17 protein-coding genes are annotated in these 16,058 nt (G+C 61.2%); 8 read left to right on the plus strand and 9 right to left on the minus strand.

Annotated elements, in window-relative coordinates:
- Positions 1–7: 7 nt before the first annotated feature.
- Both lptG and ACNAZS_RS19890 read left to right on the plus strand, forming a co-directional pair.
- Positions 8–1,186, plus strand: coding sequence for an LPS export ABC transporter permease LptG (gene lptG / locus ACNAZS_RS19885; protein WP_415792304.1), 1,179 nt, complete (start codon positions 8–10; stop codon positions 1,184–1,186).
- Positions 1,183–2,025 carry a symmetrical bis(5'-nucleosyl)-tetraphosphatase gene (locus tag ACNAZS_RS19890; RefSeq protein ID WP_415792232.1) on the plus strand — a complete coding sequence of 281 codons (843 nt, stop codon included), beginning with the start codon at positions 1,183–1,185 and terminating at the stop codon, positions 2,023–2,025. Before lptG ends, ACNAZS_RS19890 begins: the two co-directional genes overlap by 4 nt.
- Positions 2,026–2,512: 487 nt before the next feature.
- Here the strand turns inward: ACNAZS_RS19890 and ACNAZS_RS19895 are convergent, their stop codons facing one another.
- From ACNAZS_RS19895 to ACNAZS_RS19910, 4 genes are all read right to left on the minus strand, one after another.
- Positions 2,513–3,262 (minus strand): lysophospholipid acyltransferase family protein, encoded by a 750-nt coding sequence (locus ACNAZS_RS19895; RefSeq protein WP_415792233.1) that lies wholly within the window; start codon positions 3,260–3,262, stop codon positions 2,513–2,515.
- 86 nt (positions 3,263–3,348) lie between these two features.
- On the minus strand, positions 3,349–3,744 hold the full coding sequence (ruvX, locus tag ACNAZS_RS19900) for a Holliday junction resolvase RuvX (RefSeq protein WP_415792234.1): 396 nt from the start codon (positions 3,742–3,744) through the stop codon (positions 3,349–3,351).
- Positions 3,737–4,303, minus strand: a complete 567-nt coding sequence (locus ACNAZS_RS19905; protein WP_415792305.1) for a YqgE/AlgH family protein — start codon at positions 4,301–4,303, stop codon at positions 3,737–3,739. The genes ruvX and ACNAZS_RS19905 overlap by 8 nt, the downstream gene beginning before the upstream one ends.
- Before the next feature lie 89 nt (positions 4,304–4,392).
- The gene (locus ACNAZS_RS19910; protein WP_094819754.1) at positions 4,393–4,557 is read right to left on the minus strand and encodes a rubredoxin; all 165 of its coding nucleotides are present in this window, start codon (positions 4,555–4,557) and stop codon (positions 4,393–4,395) included.
- 124 nt (positions 4,558–4,681) lie between these two features.
- Between ACNAZS_RS19910 and ACNAZS_RS19915 the strand changes: the two genes are divergently transcribed.
- The 6 genes from ACNAZS_RS19915 to ACNAZS_RS19940 all read left to right on the plus strand — a co-directional run bounded on the left by ACNAZS_RS19915 (position 4,682) and on the right by ACNAZS_RS19940 (position 9,583).
- On the plus strand, positions 4,682–5,527 hold the full coding sequence (locus tag ACNAZS_RS19915) for a hydroxymethylpyrimidine/phosphomethylpyrimidine kinase (protein ID WP_415792235.1): 846 nt from the start codon (positions 4,682–4,684) through the stop codon (positions 5,525–5,527).
- Positions 5,524–6,198 (plus strand): thiamine phosphate synthase, encoded by a 675-nt coding sequence (gene thiE / locus ACNAZS_RS19920; protein WP_415792236.1) that lies wholly within the window; start codon positions 5,524–5,526, stop codon positions 6,196–6,198. Before ACNAZS_RS19915 ends, thiE begins: the two co-directional genes overlap by 4 nt.
- A 148-nt stretch (positions 6,199–6,346) precedes the next feature.
- The gene (gene hemL, locus ACNAZS_RS19925; protein WP_415792237.1) at positions 6,347–7,630 is read left to right on the plus strand and encodes a glutamate-1-semialdehyde 2,1-aminomutase; all 1,284 of its coding nucleotides are present in this window, start codon (positions 6,347–6,349) and stop codon (positions 7,628–7,630) included.
- A gap of 127 nt (positions 7,631–7,757) precedes the next feature.
- Positions 7,758–8,060 (plus strand): ArsR/SmtB family transcription factor, encoded by a 303-nt coding sequence (locus ACNAZS_RS19930; RefSeq protein ID WP_415792238.1) that lies wholly within the window; start codon positions 7,758–7,760, stop codon positions 8,058–8,060.
- Between the two features lie 61 nt (positions 8,061–8,121).
- Entirely contained in the window at positions 8,122–9,093 is a 972-nt protein-coding gene (locus tag ACNAZS_RS19935; protein ID WP_415792239.1) for a zinc-dependent alcohol dehydrogenase family protein, read from the plus strand.
- 145 nt (positions 9,094–9,238) lie between these two features.
- Entirely contained in the window at positions 9,239–9,583 is a 345-nt protein-coding gene (locus ACNAZS_RS19940; RefSeq protein ID WP_415792240.1) for a nuclear transport factor 2 family protein, read from the plus strand.
- Positions 9,584–9,645: 62 nt separating this feature from the next.
- Here ACNAZS_RS19940 and ACNAZS_RS19945 read toward each other — a convergent pair whose 3' ends face one another.
- The 5 genes from ACNAZS_RS19945 to ACNAZS_RS19965 all read right to left on the minus strand — a co-directional run bounded on the left by ACNAZS_RS19945 (position 9,646) and on the right by ACNAZS_RS19965 (position 16,032).
- A complete protein-coding gene (locus tag ACNAZS_RS19945) occupies positions 9,646–10,050 on the minus strand; it encodes a RidA family protein (RefSeq protein ID WP_415792241.1) in 405 nt (134 codons plus the stop codon).
- A gap of 113 nt (positions 10,051–10,163) precedes the next feature.
- A complete protein-coding gene (locus tag ACNAZS_RS19950) occupies positions 10,164–11,804 on the minus strand; it encodes an AMP-binding protein (RefSeq protein ID WP_415792242.1) in 1,641 nt (546 codons plus the stop codon).
- A gap of 90 nt (positions 11,805–11,894) precedes the next feature.
- Positions 11,895–12,752 (minus strand): enoyl-CoA hydratase family protein, encoded by an 858-nt coding sequence (locus ACNAZS_RS19955; protein ID WP_415792243.1) that lies wholly within the window; start codon positions 12,750–12,752, stop codon positions 11,895–11,897.
- Positions 12,753–12,820: 68 nt separating this feature from the next.
- Positions 12,821–13,612, minus strand: coding sequence for an SDR family NAD(P)-dependent oxidoreductase (locus tag ACNAZS_RS19960; RefSeq protein ID WP_415792244.1), 792 nt, complete (start codon positions 13,610–13,612; stop codon positions 12,821–12,823).
- On the minus strand, positions 13,609–16,032 hold the full coding sequence (locus tag ACNAZS_RS19965; RefSeq protein ID WP_415792245.1) for a bifunctional salicylyl-CoA 5-hydroxylase/oxidoreductase: 2,424 nt from the start codon (positions 16,030–16,032) through the stop codon (positions 13,609–13,611). The genes ACNAZS_RS19960 and ACNAZS_RS19965 overlap by 4 nt, the downstream gene beginning before the upstream one ends.
- Positions 16,033–16,058 lie beyond the last annotated feature (26 nt).

The raw sequence follows: 16,058 nt of genomic DNA on the forward strand, positions 1-16,058 counted from the left end.
CTCTTACATGCGTACAGCCCGCCGCTATCTGGCCCGCGAAATCTATCGCTCTTGTGCAGTGGTGCTACTGGCCCTGCTGGGACTGTTCACGTTCTTCGCGCTGGTCGATGATCTGGACAACGTAGGCGACAAATTCAGCATGCTCGCCCTGCTTTATATGCAGGCGCTCGCCTTGCCTACCCGCCTCTACGACCTGCTACCCATCGGGCTGCTCATCGGTGCCGTCCTGGCGCTCGCCGGGCTGGCGCAGCGCAACGAACTTGTCATTCTCCGTGTTTCAGGCGTCAGCGGGCTACGGCTATTGTGCATGCTGTGGATCATCACCGTGCCTCTCGTCATCGGCGCCACCCTGCTATCAGAGTTCGTCACTCCCGCAGCCGAAATCAAAAGCGGCGAGGCCAGCCTGATGTTTCGCGGCAAAGCCAGTGGCTCGCGCATGGACAGCGGCTACTGGTTCAAAGAACCAATGCGCGACGGCGGCACCCGCATCATCAACATCAGCAAACTCCTCGCCAACGGCAACGTCGAGGGCGTAACCCTGTACGAATTCAAGCCCGGCCTGGCGCTCACCAGCCTGTCGACCGCCACCACCGGCACGTTTAGCAACGATCAACTCGTACTGAAAGACGTCACCGAAACCCGTCTCGACGATGCGGCCGCGCAAGCACTGGCCAACGCCAGACCCCCTGCCTCCGCACCCGCCCAAGTCACCAAAATCCCCCAGCGCGAACTTGACACCACACTCAGCGCGGACCGCCTGCTGGCACGCGTACTCACCCCCGAGCGTATGTCTTTGAGCACTCTGCTCGACTACATCGCCTACCTGAATTACAACCAGCTCGACGCCAGCCGCCAGGTCGTCGCGCTGTGGCGCAAGGTCGCCTATCCGTTCACATTACTTGTCATGATCACCATCGCCGCACCCATCGGCTTTATGCAAACACGCCGCGGCGGCGTAGGCGCCAAGGTGTTCGTCGGCATCTTGCTGGGCGTCGGCTTCTTCATGCTCAATCAATTAGCGCTGAACGTCGGTATGCTCAGCCAATGGCCTCCCTGGTTTACCGCGTTGGGACCCAACGTAGGAGCCGTGCTACTGGCACTGGGAGCCCTCAGTCTGATGGAATATCGCCACGCGACGACTCGCTTTATACAGACGCGCTGGCCTTGGAGAAAAACCCCGGCATGAAAGCAGGCGGCAGTATATGGATGATCGGCGACGTACAGGGTTGTTGCGCGCCATTGGAGCAATTGCTTTCCCACCCAGACCTCAGTGACGACCCCAACGCCCGTTTCTGGTTTGCCGGCGATCTAGTCAATCGCGGGCCAGAGTCTCTCGCCAGCCTGCGACGCATCATCGCGCTGGGCGATCGGGCCACCTCCATCCTGGGCAACCACGACCTGCACCTGCTGGCCGCCGCCGCTGATGTACGCAAGCCTTCCAAATCCGACACCATCGATGACATCCTGAACGCCCCCGATGCCGACGACCTGATCAATTGGTTGCGCCATCTCCCTCTGGCTCACTTCGAACATGACCACCTGATGGTCCATGCTGGCGTCCTGCCCAAATGGAGCGTGACCAAAACACTCTCCCTCGCCAACGAAGTCCAGGAAATGCTGCGCGGCCCGAATTGGAAAAAAGCGCTACAAAAAATGTACGGCAACGAGCCGACACAATGGAAGAACGGCTACAAAGGCGGCAAACGCCTGCGCGTCATCATCAACGCACTGACCCGCATGCGCTTGTGCACGCCCCAAGGGCAAATGGAATTCAACACCAAAGTCGCCCCCGGCGCTTGGCCACCCGGCCTGGTACCCTGGTTTGACGTAAAAGGCCGCCAGACCCAAGACGTCACCGTCGTCTTCGGCCATTGGTCCACGCTCGGCCTACTCATACGCCCCGACGTCATCTGCCTCGACACCGGCTGCGTCTGGGGCGGCGAACTCACCGCCATGCGGTTGCAAGATCAGAAGCTCGTCCAAATCAAGTGTGCGCAGTTTCAGGATCCGTTGGCAGATAAGTAGCGGTAGCTACAGGTGTTGCTGCTTTGCGGCGGAGTGGTCGTTTGCTGAATTGAGGTTTTCGTTCTTAAGGCGTCCCCGTCAGGCTCGGCAATAGGTGCCATCGGCGTCTTTGAGCGCGGGGTAGTCCCGCGCAGCGGGACCTCGGCCCCTGGTACGGGCCGAGCCCGCGCGATGACGCCGATGGCNCCTATTGCCGAGCCTGACGGGGACTCGCATTAAAGAAATGCCTCAGCCGTTAGTCGTCACGCGACACTTCCGTGGTGATGCAAAAAAACCCGTGTGAGACGTCTGCTCGGATCGAGGGCTTACAGATTCTGTGAGCCGTTGCAGGGCGAGCGTCGCGGGTCGGTCCCGCCCGGCCTGTTTGAGAAATGGGCAGTCCCCGCAGGGGACCGAGGGCGCCTCCTGGCGCGCCCGAGCCATTTCGATCAGGCCGGGCGGGACCGACCCGCGACGCTCGCCCTGCAACGGCGCCTCAAGAACTCACCTACAACCGCTCCAAAATAGCACTACGCGCCTGTTTAGAAAGCTCAAGTCGGGTCATGGGCTGACCCTCGGCGGTTTGCGTGCTGAGAGGTGCGACGAATTCGACTTCGACGCAGAGGCCTGTTTCACCGAGGACGCGCCAGATGTTGGCTGCGAGCGTTTCTTCGCCGACGAAGGACGCCAGCGGGCTGCGTTGGCCGTGATGCAGGAAACGGAGTACGACGGGCTGGATGGGAACGCCGGCGATGCGGGCAGGTTCGAAGAGGCTGGCGTGGAAGGGGCGAACGGTGTCGCCCACGCTCGTCGTGCCTTCGGGGAAAAGGCCGACGGCGGCGCCTTGTCGGAAACGGGCCTGGGCAGCTTCGCTGACGGCCTGCACGGCGTGGCGTTGGCCCCGTTCGATGAAAAGGGTGCCTGCGCCGGCGGCAAGCCAGCCTACCAACGGCCAACTGCGAATTTCACTTTTGGCGACGAAAGCCGTGGCGCGAACGGAGTTCACGACGAAAATGTCGATCCAGGAGACATGATTGGCGACCCACAGGACGGGGCCCGTCAATAATGCCTCGCCGCTGACGACTACCTTGATGCCACAGAACGACATGAGGCGACGGGACCAGTAGCGGTTGAGCCAGGCGCGTGCGGACAGGCTCAGGAATGGATATACCAGGCCCACGCAGAGTAGGCCGACAATTACCCACAGCGCCACGAGAATCAGGCGCAGGACAACGCGTGGCAACTTTAGTAATGACAAGTTTCAAGCTCCCTGGACCACGGCGCACCCTCCCGCAGGGCGTACTGCTGGCCGGCCAGCATCATACCTGTGATTGGCGTGAACCATCATGGCAACGCGTCCAGGTAGCGTTGCAGAATGACCGTGGCGGCCACGGCGTCGTCGGCGGCATGAGTGCCCAGAAGTTGTTGGGCCTCCATGCTGGAGCCCCGTTCGTCGACGAGCTCGACGTCCACGCCAAAACGGCCGTGGAGTTGATTTGCAAAGCGGCGGCATCGTGCGGTAGCGGGTTGCTCGCCGCCATCCGACGCCAAAGCCAGGCCGACAACGACGCGGTGGGGCTGCCATTCTTCTAGCAACTGCGCGATTCGCCCAAAACGGGCGTCGCGTACCTCGGAGAAAATGATTTCGAGTGGGCGTGCCTGGCCGGTCAGCGTATTGCCGATCGCAACGCCGATTTTCTTTTCACCGAAATCGAACGCCAGCAGCGTTTCCTCAGGCATGCCCCGCACCGCCGGACAGCATGACCGGATCCACACCCAGCAGTTTCAGGGCGGCCGGATAGCGATCCTCGGGCGGCACCTCAAAAATGATGTTGGCGTCGGCGCCCACATTCAGCCAGGCGTTTTGAGCCATCTCGCTTTCGAGTTGGCCTGCTCCCCAGCCGGCATACCCCAGTGTCACGAGGAGGCGTGCAGGTCCATTGCCGTCGGCGACATCTTGCAACACATCGCGCGAGGTGGTCAGCGCCAGATCGCCCATTTTGATACTGGAACTGTAGTCTCCGGCCGGCGCATGCAGCACGAAACCACGATCGGTCTGCACGGGCCCGCCGAAAAATACCAGCGACTCATGGACCGGCTGGATTTCCAGCTTCAGGTCGATGCGCTCCAGCAGGCCGGACAACGTCAAGTCTGTAGGGCGATTGATGACCAGCCCCAGTGCGCCGCGCTGGGTGTGTTCGCAAATATAAATGACCGAACCCGCCAGATTGCCCTCAACCATCTGCGGCATGGCAATCAGGAACTGGTTGGAAAAATCGGTGGCCGGCGCCTGCGACATGTCGTCGTCATTGGCGTGCGTATCGTAATGTTCGTCGGTCATAGCCCCCCCTTGGGGCCGTCCGTGAGGCGGCAGCACCGCCCGCACGTTCAGATTTCCATCAGTTCAAAATCTTCTTTCCGGGCACCGCACTCGGGACAGACCCAGTTTGGCGGGACGTCTTCCCAGCGGGTACCCGGCGCAATGCCCTCTTCGGGCAAGCCAGACTCTTCATCGTATACCCAGCCACAAATCAAACACATCCAAGTACGCATAATTGTCTTTTCTCTGTTACATCAACTGGCGGCAGGCTTGTCCAACACGGACAAAGCACAGGTCGCATCCATTAGAATGGGGCAATCTTACCGAAACCCAATAGGGGTTGCCCGATTTGCCGCCATGTGGCCCGGAATACCTCCGTCTTTTCACGCAGCCTTTGACCCAGTGACTCCCCCTCTCATTCTGATTTTTGGCCCTGTCGACCCCTCTGGCGCCGACGGTCTCCCGGCGGACGCAGTAACCAGTGCCCGCCTGGGCTGCCACGGCTTGGCCGCCGCGACTGCCCTCACCGTGCAGGATACTGCCGGAATCGAAGACATCCATCCCATTTCGGCCGAACTGCTCGACGATCAGGCTCGCTGCCTGCTCGAAGACATGCCGGTACAAGCCATTAAAGTCGGTGGACTATACAGTGCCGAGACCGCCAGCGTGGTAGCTCAGATCGCGGCTGACTACAGTCAGGTGCCACTGGTGCTGCACCTGGGGCATCGAAGCTTGGTGGCGTCCGACGTCGCGGCAGAGGACGACGCCGAAGACCTGCTGGCCGCCACTCTCGAACTGGTGCTGCCCCAAACCGATCTGGTCGTGGTTGAACATCTGCGACTGGCGCAATGGCACGCCGATGGCGAAATCAACATCGGCGACGCCCCCAGCCCCATGCACGCCCTTGCGGCGGGTGGCGCGCAGTGGGTCCTGGTGCTGGGCTCTCCCGTGCGCCCCGGACATCATGCCAATGTACTACTGGGCCCGGGCGGTCAAACCGTCACCTGGCCCTGGCAGCCCCCACCCGATCGCAATGCCGACACGGGTGGGGTCGCAGCCGTCGCGGCTGCGGCCATGCTGGCGCAGGGGCTAGAGATGCCCAAGGCCGTCGAGCAGGCCTTGCTTCACGCGGATGAAACCCTGGCCAAGGCATTCCTGGCCGGCATGGGCCGTCGCATCCCCAACCGGATCGCAACGTCATGACCGCTTTGCGCTTTCCCTCCGGGTTGTACGGCGTCACCCCCGAATGGGACGATACTGACCGCCTGCTCCACGCCGTGCGCACCGCAGCCGCGGGAGGCATGCGCGCCCTCCAGCTACGCCGTAAAAACGCCGACTCTGTGCAACGCGCCGCACAGGCCCGGGCACTCGCGCCACTGTGCCGCGAGTTGGGCGTCGTATTTCTTATCAATGATCACTGGCGGCTTGCCCTGGAGGTCGGCGCCGACGGTGCCCATCTGGGTCGCGACGACGGTGATCTGGCCCAGGCGCGCGCCGATGCGGGTCCCGGCCTGATCCTAGGCGCATCCTGCTACAACGAACTGGATCGAGCGCAAACTTTGCTCGATGCCGGCGCGGATTACATCGCGTTTGGCGCGGTATTTTCCTCCCCCACCAAGCCGCAAGCGGTGCAAGCGCCGTTGAGTCTGCTCGCGCAGGCACGCGCCCTGGCGACAGAGCACGCCAAGGCCCATGCAAGGATATCGGGTAACTCGACACGCGCCGCCGTGGTCGCCATCGGCGGTATCACGCCGGCGCTGGCGCCCCAAGTCGCCCAGGCGGGTGCGGACAGCATCGCGGTCATCACCGGGCTCTTCGAGGCCCCTGATATCCAGGCGGCCGCTGTCGCTTGCACAGCGCCATTTATCGCGTAGCTACGGACGGCCCGATACCCGATTGAGCGCCATGCAATGCTCCGTCTTCGGGCAAGGCAAAAATCAAAGGGTTTATCCTAGCGTCTTCGGACTTTTCATCATCACCCAGCGACGGCACCGCCGCCGCGTTTTTCTCAAGCCGCACATCATGTCGACCAACGCCCAGCTTTTTGATCGCGCCTGCCGCAGCATTCCCGGCGGCGTCAACTCGCCCGTACGCGCCTTCCGTTCGGTGGGCGGCACGCCGCGCTTTATCAAGCGCGCACAAGGTCCGTATGTGTGGGACGAAGAAGACACTCGCTACATCGACTACATCGGCTCCTGGGGCCCCGCCATTCTCGGGCATGCCCATCCCGAGGTTGTCCTGGCCGTGCGCGAAGCCGCCCTGGACGGCCTGTCCTTTGGCGCCCCCACCCTGGCCGAGGTCAAACTGGCCGAAACGCTCATCGAGCGCCTGCCCTCGCTGGATAGCGTGCGCCTGGTGACCTCGGGCACCGAAGCGACGATGACCGCGATACGCCTGGCTCGCGGCGCCACCGGCCGTGCCAAGATCGTCAAATTCGAAGGCTGCTACCACGGGCATTCGGATAGCCTGCTGGTCAAGGCCGGCTCGGGGCTGCTGACGTTCGGCAACCCCAGTTCGGCTGGCGTACCGCCTGAATTCGTGGCGCACACGCTGACGCTGGAGTACAACAACCTGACTGCGGTGCAGACCGCCTTCGCTCAACATGGCGCCGACATCGCTTGCGTGATCGTCGAACCGGTGGCCGGCAACATGAACCTGATCAAACCGGCCGACGGGTTTTTGCAAGGGCTGCGCGACGTCTGCACGCAGCACGGCGCCGTGCTGATCTTTGACGAAGTCATGACCGGTTTTCGTGTGGGACCCCAGGGCGTACAGGGCCTGACGGGCATCAAACCTGACCTGACGACGCTGGCCAAGGTCATCGGCGGCGGCATGCCCATCGGCGCGCTGGGTGGCCGTGCCGACCTGATGGCCCACCTCGCGCCGCTGGGCGGGGTCTATCAGGCGGGAACGCTATCGGGCAACCCGGTAGCGGTGGCCGCCGGTCTGGCCACGCTGCGCCTGATCGCCCAGCCAGGTTTCTATGAACAGCTCTCCAAGCAAACCTTGCGTCTGACAGACGGACTGCGCCAGCGCGCCCAGGCCGCCGGCATTCCGTTCGCGACCGACGCCATCGGCGGTATGTTCGGCCTGTACTTCCGCGACACGGTGCCCACCTCGTTTGCCGAGGTATCGACAGGTGACACCGAAGCGTTCAAGCACTTCTTTCATGCCATGCTGGATCGCGGCGTGCACTTCGCGCCGTCGGCGTTCGAAGCCGGCTTCGTGTCAGCCACTCACGACGACGAGGTCATTGACGCCACGCTGGATGCGGCCGAGGCTGTCTTCGCCGGGATGAAAGCCTGACGAATCTAGCCAAACGCATCCTAGGCATAAAGCGTCCCTGGAGGGATGAGACCGGGCATAGGTCAGTCCCTGCGGACTGCCCTGCACCTCGCATTGACATATCGGTAAATTTCGATATAATCACATCATGGATTTACTCGAAATATTCAAAGCCCTCTCAAACCGTACGCGCCTTGAAATCTTGAAAGGTTTGAAGGATCCGGCGAACAATTTCCCTCCGCAGGATGAAGGGGACGTTCTTACGGTCGGCGTCTGCGTCAGCAGTATTCAAGAAGGCGTCGGGCTATCGCAGTCAACAGTGTCTGATTATCTTGCAACGCTGCAACGAGCGGGCTTGGTCGAAGTCAGGCGGATTGGTCAGTGGACCTACTACAAGCGGAACGAAGCAACCATCAGCGCTCTTGCCGCCATCATAGGGAAAGAGCTGTAATTTTTTTACCACTAAATATCGGAATTTCCCGATATTTCTTTTTACAGAAATGGAGATTGAAATGAAAGCGATGATTCTTAAGAAGTTTGGCGGCCATGACAGCTTTGAGCTGCAGGACGTGGCAATTCCTGAAGTAGAGACCGGTGAGCTGTTGGTGCGCGTGATCGCCACTGCCATCAACCCTCTCGACTACCAGATTCGCCGGGGCGACTATCCGGAGTATGTTCCCCTGCCTGCCATCACCGGCCATGACGTCTCAGGCGTGATCGAAAAGGTGGGCCCCGGCGTGATCGACTTCAAGGTGGGTGACGAAGTGTTCTACACCCCCAAGATCTTTGGTCCCAAGGGAGGCTCCTACGCCGAGTACAACGTCGTCCCGGAAGCATTGGTGACGCACAAGCCTGCGAATCTGTCGCACGAAGAGGCTGCTTCTATGACTCTCGTGGGCGGAACCGCGTGGGAATCCCTCGTCTCGCGAGCAAAGCTGGGTCCGGCGGAGTCCGTGCTGATTCACGGTGGGGCAGGGGGCGTTGGGTCCGTCGCGATTCAGCTGGCCAAGACACTGGGCGCAACCGTCTACACGACCGCCCGGGGCATTGATCTAGAGTTCGTGCGCGAGTTGGGCGCAGATTACGCCATTGACTTCGCCACCCAGGACTACGTGCAAGAGATCGCCCGCTTGACGGGTGGCAAGGGCGTGAATGTGGTGTTCGACACGATTGGAGGCCTAACACTGAGCCAGTCACCTCACGTACTCAGCGACGGCGGCCGCGTCGTGACGCTGGTCGATCTGGCCACGCCACAGAACCTCATCGCAGCATGGGGCGTGAACGCCGAGTATCACTTTGTCTTCACTCGCCAGAACCGGGGCAAGTTGCAGGCTCTCAAGACGCTGCTTGAGAATGGTCGCATCCGCCCGATCATTGGCGCCAGGTTTTCGCTAGCGCAGATCCCGGAAGCCCACGCCGCATTGGAGCGAGGTGAGGTTAATGGCGAGCCGCTCCGCGGGAAAGTGGTGATTTCGGTTTCTTGATCAACGCCCTGGCGGGTTCTCCCCGCCAGGGCTCAGGAAGCATCATCACCATGACGACCGAGAACAACTTTTCAGAAAGCGGGTATTCAGCGTTTCACTCCGCTGACGACAAGCAGTCAGTTAACTATCTACGAGAAATCACATCATGCCTACTACTGAACAAGTTCTTGCCAGCCACGAAGCCGCGCTCGGTGAGCAGAATGCTGTCAAAGTGTCGACCCACTATGCGGAAAACGCCGTGGTCATCGTCAATGGGGACACCTACCTTGGATCACGAGAGATCGCGTTGATGTATGCCAAACTGATCAATGACCTGCCTGCCGCAACATGGCGCACCGACGTGGCGGTGATCCACGAGGATTTGGCCTACGTGGAATGGACATGCAAATCTGCCACATCAAAAGTTGAGTTTGGAACCGACACGTTCGTCGTATCCAATGGCCTCATCACGCGGCAGACGGCAAGTTTCAAGATCGTTGCGGACAACTGACCATAGGGCGTCGAGGGCTCGGCCATAAATCTTGCTGTTGCCAGCCCTTTTTTTCCGCAGGGTCACGCCGGAATCACGGCGGTCACCTCGATCTCGACCTTGGCGCGGTCCTCAACCAGATCCGCCACCTCGACCGCACTCATCGGCGGGAAATGGCGCCCGACGATTTCCCGATAGTGCTTGCCGATCTCGGGATAAGCCGCGACATACTCGCGCTTATCCTTCACATACCAAGTCATGCGCACAATGTGCTCTGGCTTGCCTCCGCCCTCGGTCAAGATCGCCATCACATTCAATAAAGCCTGGCGCACCTGTTCGGCAAGGTCATCGGTCTCGAACTGCTGCAGACCATTCCAGCCCACCTGTCCACCCACAAACACCAGTCGGTCACCCACTGCGACTTGCGTCATCACTCCGTTCGAGTAGCCGCGCGGCGGCGTCCAGTCTGGCGGTTGCAAAATATCCATGGGATCACCTTGTTGTATTAAAAACGGCCTGTATGCACAGACATAAATCATCAAAAATTGCGTCAAACCACAACCGGCCCGAGTCTCGCTGCGACGCGGCAAGCATCGTGCGTCTACGCCATTTTTCGCAACGCGAATCGCTGCAATTTGCCCGTTTCGGTACGCGGCAGCGATGAGACAAAAGCAATAGCGCGTGGATACTTGTAGGGCGCCACTGTGCCCTTCACAAATCGCTGCAGCGCCTCCGACAACTCGGACGAGGGCTCGTAACCCGGCTTGAGCACGACAAAGGCCTTGACGATCTGGCCACGCTCTTCGTCCGGTTTGCCCACCACGCCGCACTCCGCCACAGCCTCGTGACGCAGCAAGGCATCCTCGACCTCGGGGCCGGCAATGTTGTAACCCGCCGAGACGATCATGTCGTCATTGCGTGCCTGGTAAAAGAAATAGCCATCGTCGTCCTGCACAAACGTGTCGCCAGGCAGATTCCATCCATGCTGCACGAAGCGACGCTGGCGATCGTCGGCCAAATAGCGGCAACCCGTGGGCCCTTTGAGCGCCAGGCGCCCCGCCGTGCCATTCGGTACGGGCTGCATGTTGTCATCCACCACGCAAGCGACATACCCCGGCACTACTTTGCCGATCGCGCCGGGACGGACTTCATCGGGCGGGCTGGATACGAACACGTGAATCATCTCGGTGCCGCCGATACCATCGATCATCTCGATACCCGTGGCCTGCTTCCACAACTGTCGTGTCGCATCGGGCAATGCCTCGCCTGCCGAAACACTCTTGCGCAGCGAGCGAATGTCATATTTATCCGCGAGCGCCGCCATCTGACGATAGAACGTGGGCGCGGTAAAGACGATCGTGGCGCGAAAATCCTGAATCAACGCCATCAGCGTCTCGGGATTCAATTTCTCGGCCAACACGACGCTGGCCCCTACCCGTAGCGGAAAACACAGCAGTCCGCCTAGACCGAATGTAAACGCCAACGGAGGCGTGCCGCAAAAAACATCATCCGGCTGGGGCTTGATCACGTGGCGAGGAAACAGATCGCACATGGCCAGCACGTCACGATGAAAATGCATACACCCTTTGGGCATGCCCGTCGTGCCACTGGTAAAGGCAATCAGGCACACGTCGTCGACCGCGGTGTCACATGCCGTGAAATCGTCTGGCTTGGCCGTCGCCAATGTATCCAGGGCGTCGGGCGCAGTGTCGTTAAACAACATGATCTGGCGCAGTGGCGCGCAGTGATGTTCGTGCCCGGGCTGCAAACAATATTCGGCCTCGACACGCAATTGCGTGTCGCACAGCATCGCCGATACTTGAGCCTTGTCGATAATCTGCTTCAGTTCTTTGGCACGCAACAGCGGCATCGTCGGCACCGTCACCAGGCCCGCCTTGATCGCCGCCAACCACGACGCGGCCATCATCGGATTGTTGGGGCCGCGCAGCAATAAGCGATTGCCAGGCACCAATTGCATGTCCTCGGTCAGCACATGGGCAATGCGATTGGTCAGGGCTTGCAATTGCGCGTAGGTCATCGTCCTGGGCTGGCCGTCCTGAGGCCAACGCAGGGCGATCCGGCCACCGTCACCGCGCGCCACCATGGCATCGACCAGCTCTACCGCGCAATTCAAGCGGGAGGGGTAATTCACATCGGGACCATCGAGCAAGAACTCGGGCCACTCATCGGGTGGTGGTAAATGATCTCGTGCGTAGGTATCCAGATGGGCAGAGCGTTCCATAATGTTCCCCTTGCAATGCGATGATGATTGCGATGGCTAACCGTGGCCGTCTAAGCGAACGTCGTGTCAGCCACCTTTGCGCCGGCCATTTCAATCCCCTTCGAATACCGGTTTTTGCTTGGCGACGAATGCCTCGTACGCGCGATGAAAATCACGCGTCTGCATGCAAATGGCCTGCGCCTCAGCCTCGGCCTCAATAGCCTCGTCCACGCCCATGTTCCATTCCTGGTGCAGCAGTTTTTTGGTCATGCCGTGTGCAAAGGTCGGACCCGCGGCGAGTTGCGCAGCCAGCGTTTGCGCAGCCTCCAACAACCCGGCACTGTCATGCAAACTATTGAAAAAACCCCATTGCGCGCCCTCGTCCGCGGTCATCGCGCGGCCGGTATAGAGCAACTCCGAGGCACGGCCTTGACCGATCATGCGCGGCAGCAAGGTGCAAGCTCCCATGTCGGCGCCCGCCAGCCCCACCCGAGTAAAGAGGAATGCTGTACGTGCCGCCGGGGTACCCACGCGCAAATCCGAGGCCAGGGCGACCATGGCCCCCGCCCCGGCGCACACCCCATCAACCGCCGCCACAATCGGTTGTGGGCACGCGCGCATCGCCTTGACCAGATCCCCCGTCATCCGCGTGAAATCCAGCAGCTCCGGCATCGTCATTTTGGTCAGTGGGCCGATGATTTCGTGCACATCGCCGCCCGAGCAAAAATTGCCGCCTGCCCCGGTCACCACCACGACCTTGATATCAGTGGCGAGCACCAGGCCGCGAAACAGATCGCGGAGCTCGGCATACGAATCAAACGTCAGCGGGTTTTTGCGGTCAGGTCGATTCAGCGTGATAGTGGCAACCTTGGCATCGGACGACACCTGCCACAGGAAAGTCCGGGCCGCATAATCCGCATAGGGGCGACGATGATGCTTCATGGTGTGTTCGTTAGGGGCTGCGGTCATGATGTCTCCTGCGGATCTGCACTCAGTATTAGGAATGTTCTGCCGATGGCGGTTGAATTGGGCATGAGTCAGCCGGGCATGACCTCACCGCCATCGACGGCGATGGCTTGCCCATTGATCGACGCGCTAGCCGGCAAGGCCAGCCAGGCCACAGCCTGCGCAACCTCTTCGGGCTGCACCAGCCGGCCTTGGGGATTGCGCGCGGCGAGTTCGTCTCGTGCCGCCTCGGCCGTACGGCCCGTCTTGCTGACGATGTTGCTGACGGCCTCACGCACGATGTTGGTCTCCGTAAAACCCGGGCAGACAGCGTTCACTGTGATGCCCCTGCGCGCGACCTCCAGCGCCAGGGCACGCGTCAGGCCCATCACCCCATGCTTGGCCGCGCAATACGCGCTGGTGTAGGCGTAGCCGATCAGGCCCGCGGTGCTGGCCACGTTGATAATGCGCCCCCAACCGGCGGCCAACATGCCGGGCAACGCCGCTTGCGTGCAGTGAAAGGTCCCCGTCAGGTTCACCGCCAACATGGATTGCCACAAGGCCGCGTCTGTTCGATCGAATCGCTGGCTGACCGCCTGGCCCGCATTGTTGACCAGGATATCCACGGCGCCGGCGTCGCGCGTGGCCTGTTCGAACGCGGCCCGTACCGCGGCCTCGTCGGCAATATCGGCCACCACCGCGCGCACCGTCGCCTGCGAACCCAATGCCGCCACGGCCTCGTCCAGTGCCGTCTGATTTCGACCCAATAGGGTCAGTGTGGCCCCACGCTGCTGCAGCGCCCGGGCGCACGCCAGGCCGATACCTCGCGCGCCGCCGGTGATCAGCGCATGACGCCCTGTTAACGCATCGCTCAATCCGCTCATTTCACGTCCTGTTGCGCCAACAGCGCGGCGCGTTCGAAGTTGGTTTCCAACTGGCGCTTGCCCGCCACGTACTGTTTTGGCCACGTCGTCTCGCGGCAACCGACGCGGGCGGCCTCGCGCAGTGTCCAGGAGGCGTCTGCCAGATGTGGGCGCGCCAGTGCGCACAAATCGGCGCGTCCCGATGCAATGATGCCGTTCACATGATCCGCCTCGAAGATGGCCCCCACCGCAATCGTGGCGATTCCCGCTTCGTTGCGAACCCGATCGGCAAACGGCGTTTGGTACATACGGCCATACACAGGCTGTTGGTCCGGACTGACCTGCCCCGAAGAACAATCGATCATGTCCGCGCCTCCCGCCTTGAAGGCGATCGCGATTTGCACCGCGTCATCCGCGGTAATGCCCCCTTCGACCCAATCATGCGCCGAAATGCGCACCGACATAGGCAGATCGACGGGCCAGACCTCGCGCACCGCACGAAATACCTCCAGGGGATAACGCAAACGATTTTCCAGACTACCGCCGTACGCATCGTCTCGGTGATTGGCCAACGGCGAAATAAAACTGGACAACAAATAGCCGTGCGCGCAATGCAGCTCGAGCCAGTCAAAGCCGGCCTCGGCCGCGCGCCGCGCCGACGCCACAAACTCGTCGCGTACACGATCCATATCCTCGCGCGTCATCGCGCGCGGCGTCTGCGAGATACCTGCCAGATAAGGCAACGCCGATGCCGATAACAGCGGCCAATTGCCGGACGGCAGCGGATGATCCATCTGCTGCCAGCCCACCTGCGTCGACCCCTTGCGGCCCGCGTGCCCAAGCTGTATTCCGATGCGCGCCGGACTCTGGCCATGGACAAATTCCACGATCCGTCTAAACGCCCGCGCCTGCTCGTCGTTCCACAACCCCGGGCAACCCGGCGTAATCCGGCCGTCCGCCGAGGGACAAGTCATCTCGACCATCACCAGACCCGCCCCGCCCAGCGCGCGCGCGCCCAGATGCACCAAATGGAAATCCCCCGGCACCCCGTCCACGCAGGAATACATCGCCATGGGAGACACGACAATGCGGTTCGGCACTACCATTCCACGTACACGATACGGCGTCAGCATTGGCAAGGGTGCAGCCGTGGCCTCGGCAACCTTCGCCGGACGGCCAGCAATGCCATTTCCCATCGCCGCCTCGGCCAGGGAGGCCTCGCCAGTCGCGCCCACCTGACTCGCCGCTCGTCGCGCCAATCGGCTCTCATAGCCCGTCAGCCACGCCGGATCGCGCATGCGCAAATTCTCGTGCGAGATGCGCTGTGAACGTGTCAATAGCGAATACGCAAACTGTTCGGGATCCAGCCCGGCATAACGCTGTACGTTTTCGAACCATTCCGTCGAATTGCGCGCCGCATTCTGGATCTTGAGGACTTCGACGCTGCGTACATCTTCGTAATGTTGCAGGCCCTGCTCCAGTCCGACTTCGGCGCCGCCCAGGCAACGCGCCAACTCTATCGCGTCTTCCAGCGCCAGCTTGGTACCCGATCCGATGGAAAAATGCGCCGTGTGAGCCGCGTCCCCCATCAGAACCACCGGCACGCGACGCTCGCCGCGCGGTGTCTCCAGGGTATTCCAGCGCACCCAGGTATTGCAGATCACGCGCGGAAAACGGATCCAGATAGCCGCACCCCTCAAATGCGCGGCATTGCTGATCAACGGATGGCCATCAAGCCAGGGAGCGAACAGCTTTTCACAGAACTCGATGCCCTCTTGCTGGCTCATCTCGCCGATGCCCGAGGCCTGCCAGGTTTCATCGGGCGTCTCGACGATGAACGTCGACAACCCATCCTCGAACCGATACGCATGTGCCTGAAACCAGCCATGCTCCGTTTGGACAAACGCAAACGTAAACGCGTCAAAGACCTTGGTCGTACCCAACCACACAAACCGGCAGCGTCGCGTATCGATATCGGGTTCAAACGTCTCTGCATAGCGCGTGCGCACCTGGCTGTTGAGCCCGTCCGACGCGATGACCAGATCCGCGTCGTACTGTTGCGCCATGGCCTGATCGTCTTGGACCAGTGTCTCGAAAACCAGTTTGACGCCGACCTCTTCGCAGCGCGCCTGCAAAATGTTCAGCAGTTTCTTGCGACCGATGCCGATGAATCCGTGTCCACTGGTGCGAACACTGTGATCCCTGAAATGAATCTCGATGTCGTCCCAGTGATTGAAGGCATCACCGATGGTTTGCGCCGACACAGGATCCGCCTGCCGCAGATTGTCCATCGTGGCATCGGAGAAAACCACGCCCCAGCCGAAGGTGTCGTAGGGTCGATTGCGCTCGACGACGGTGACCTCGTTGGACGGGTCCCGCAGCTTCATCAACAGGCCGAAGTATAAACCAGCGGGGCCACCCCCCAGGCAGACGATCTTCATTGCAGCGGCTCCGTGAGACCGACACT

Origin of the sequence: Bordetella tumulicola, assembly GCF_965138755.1 — a bacterium.
Taxonomy (GTDB): domain Bacteria; phylum Pseudomonadota; class Gammaproteobacteria; order Burkholderiales; family Burkholderiaceae_B; genus Bordetella_A; species Bordetella_A tumulicola.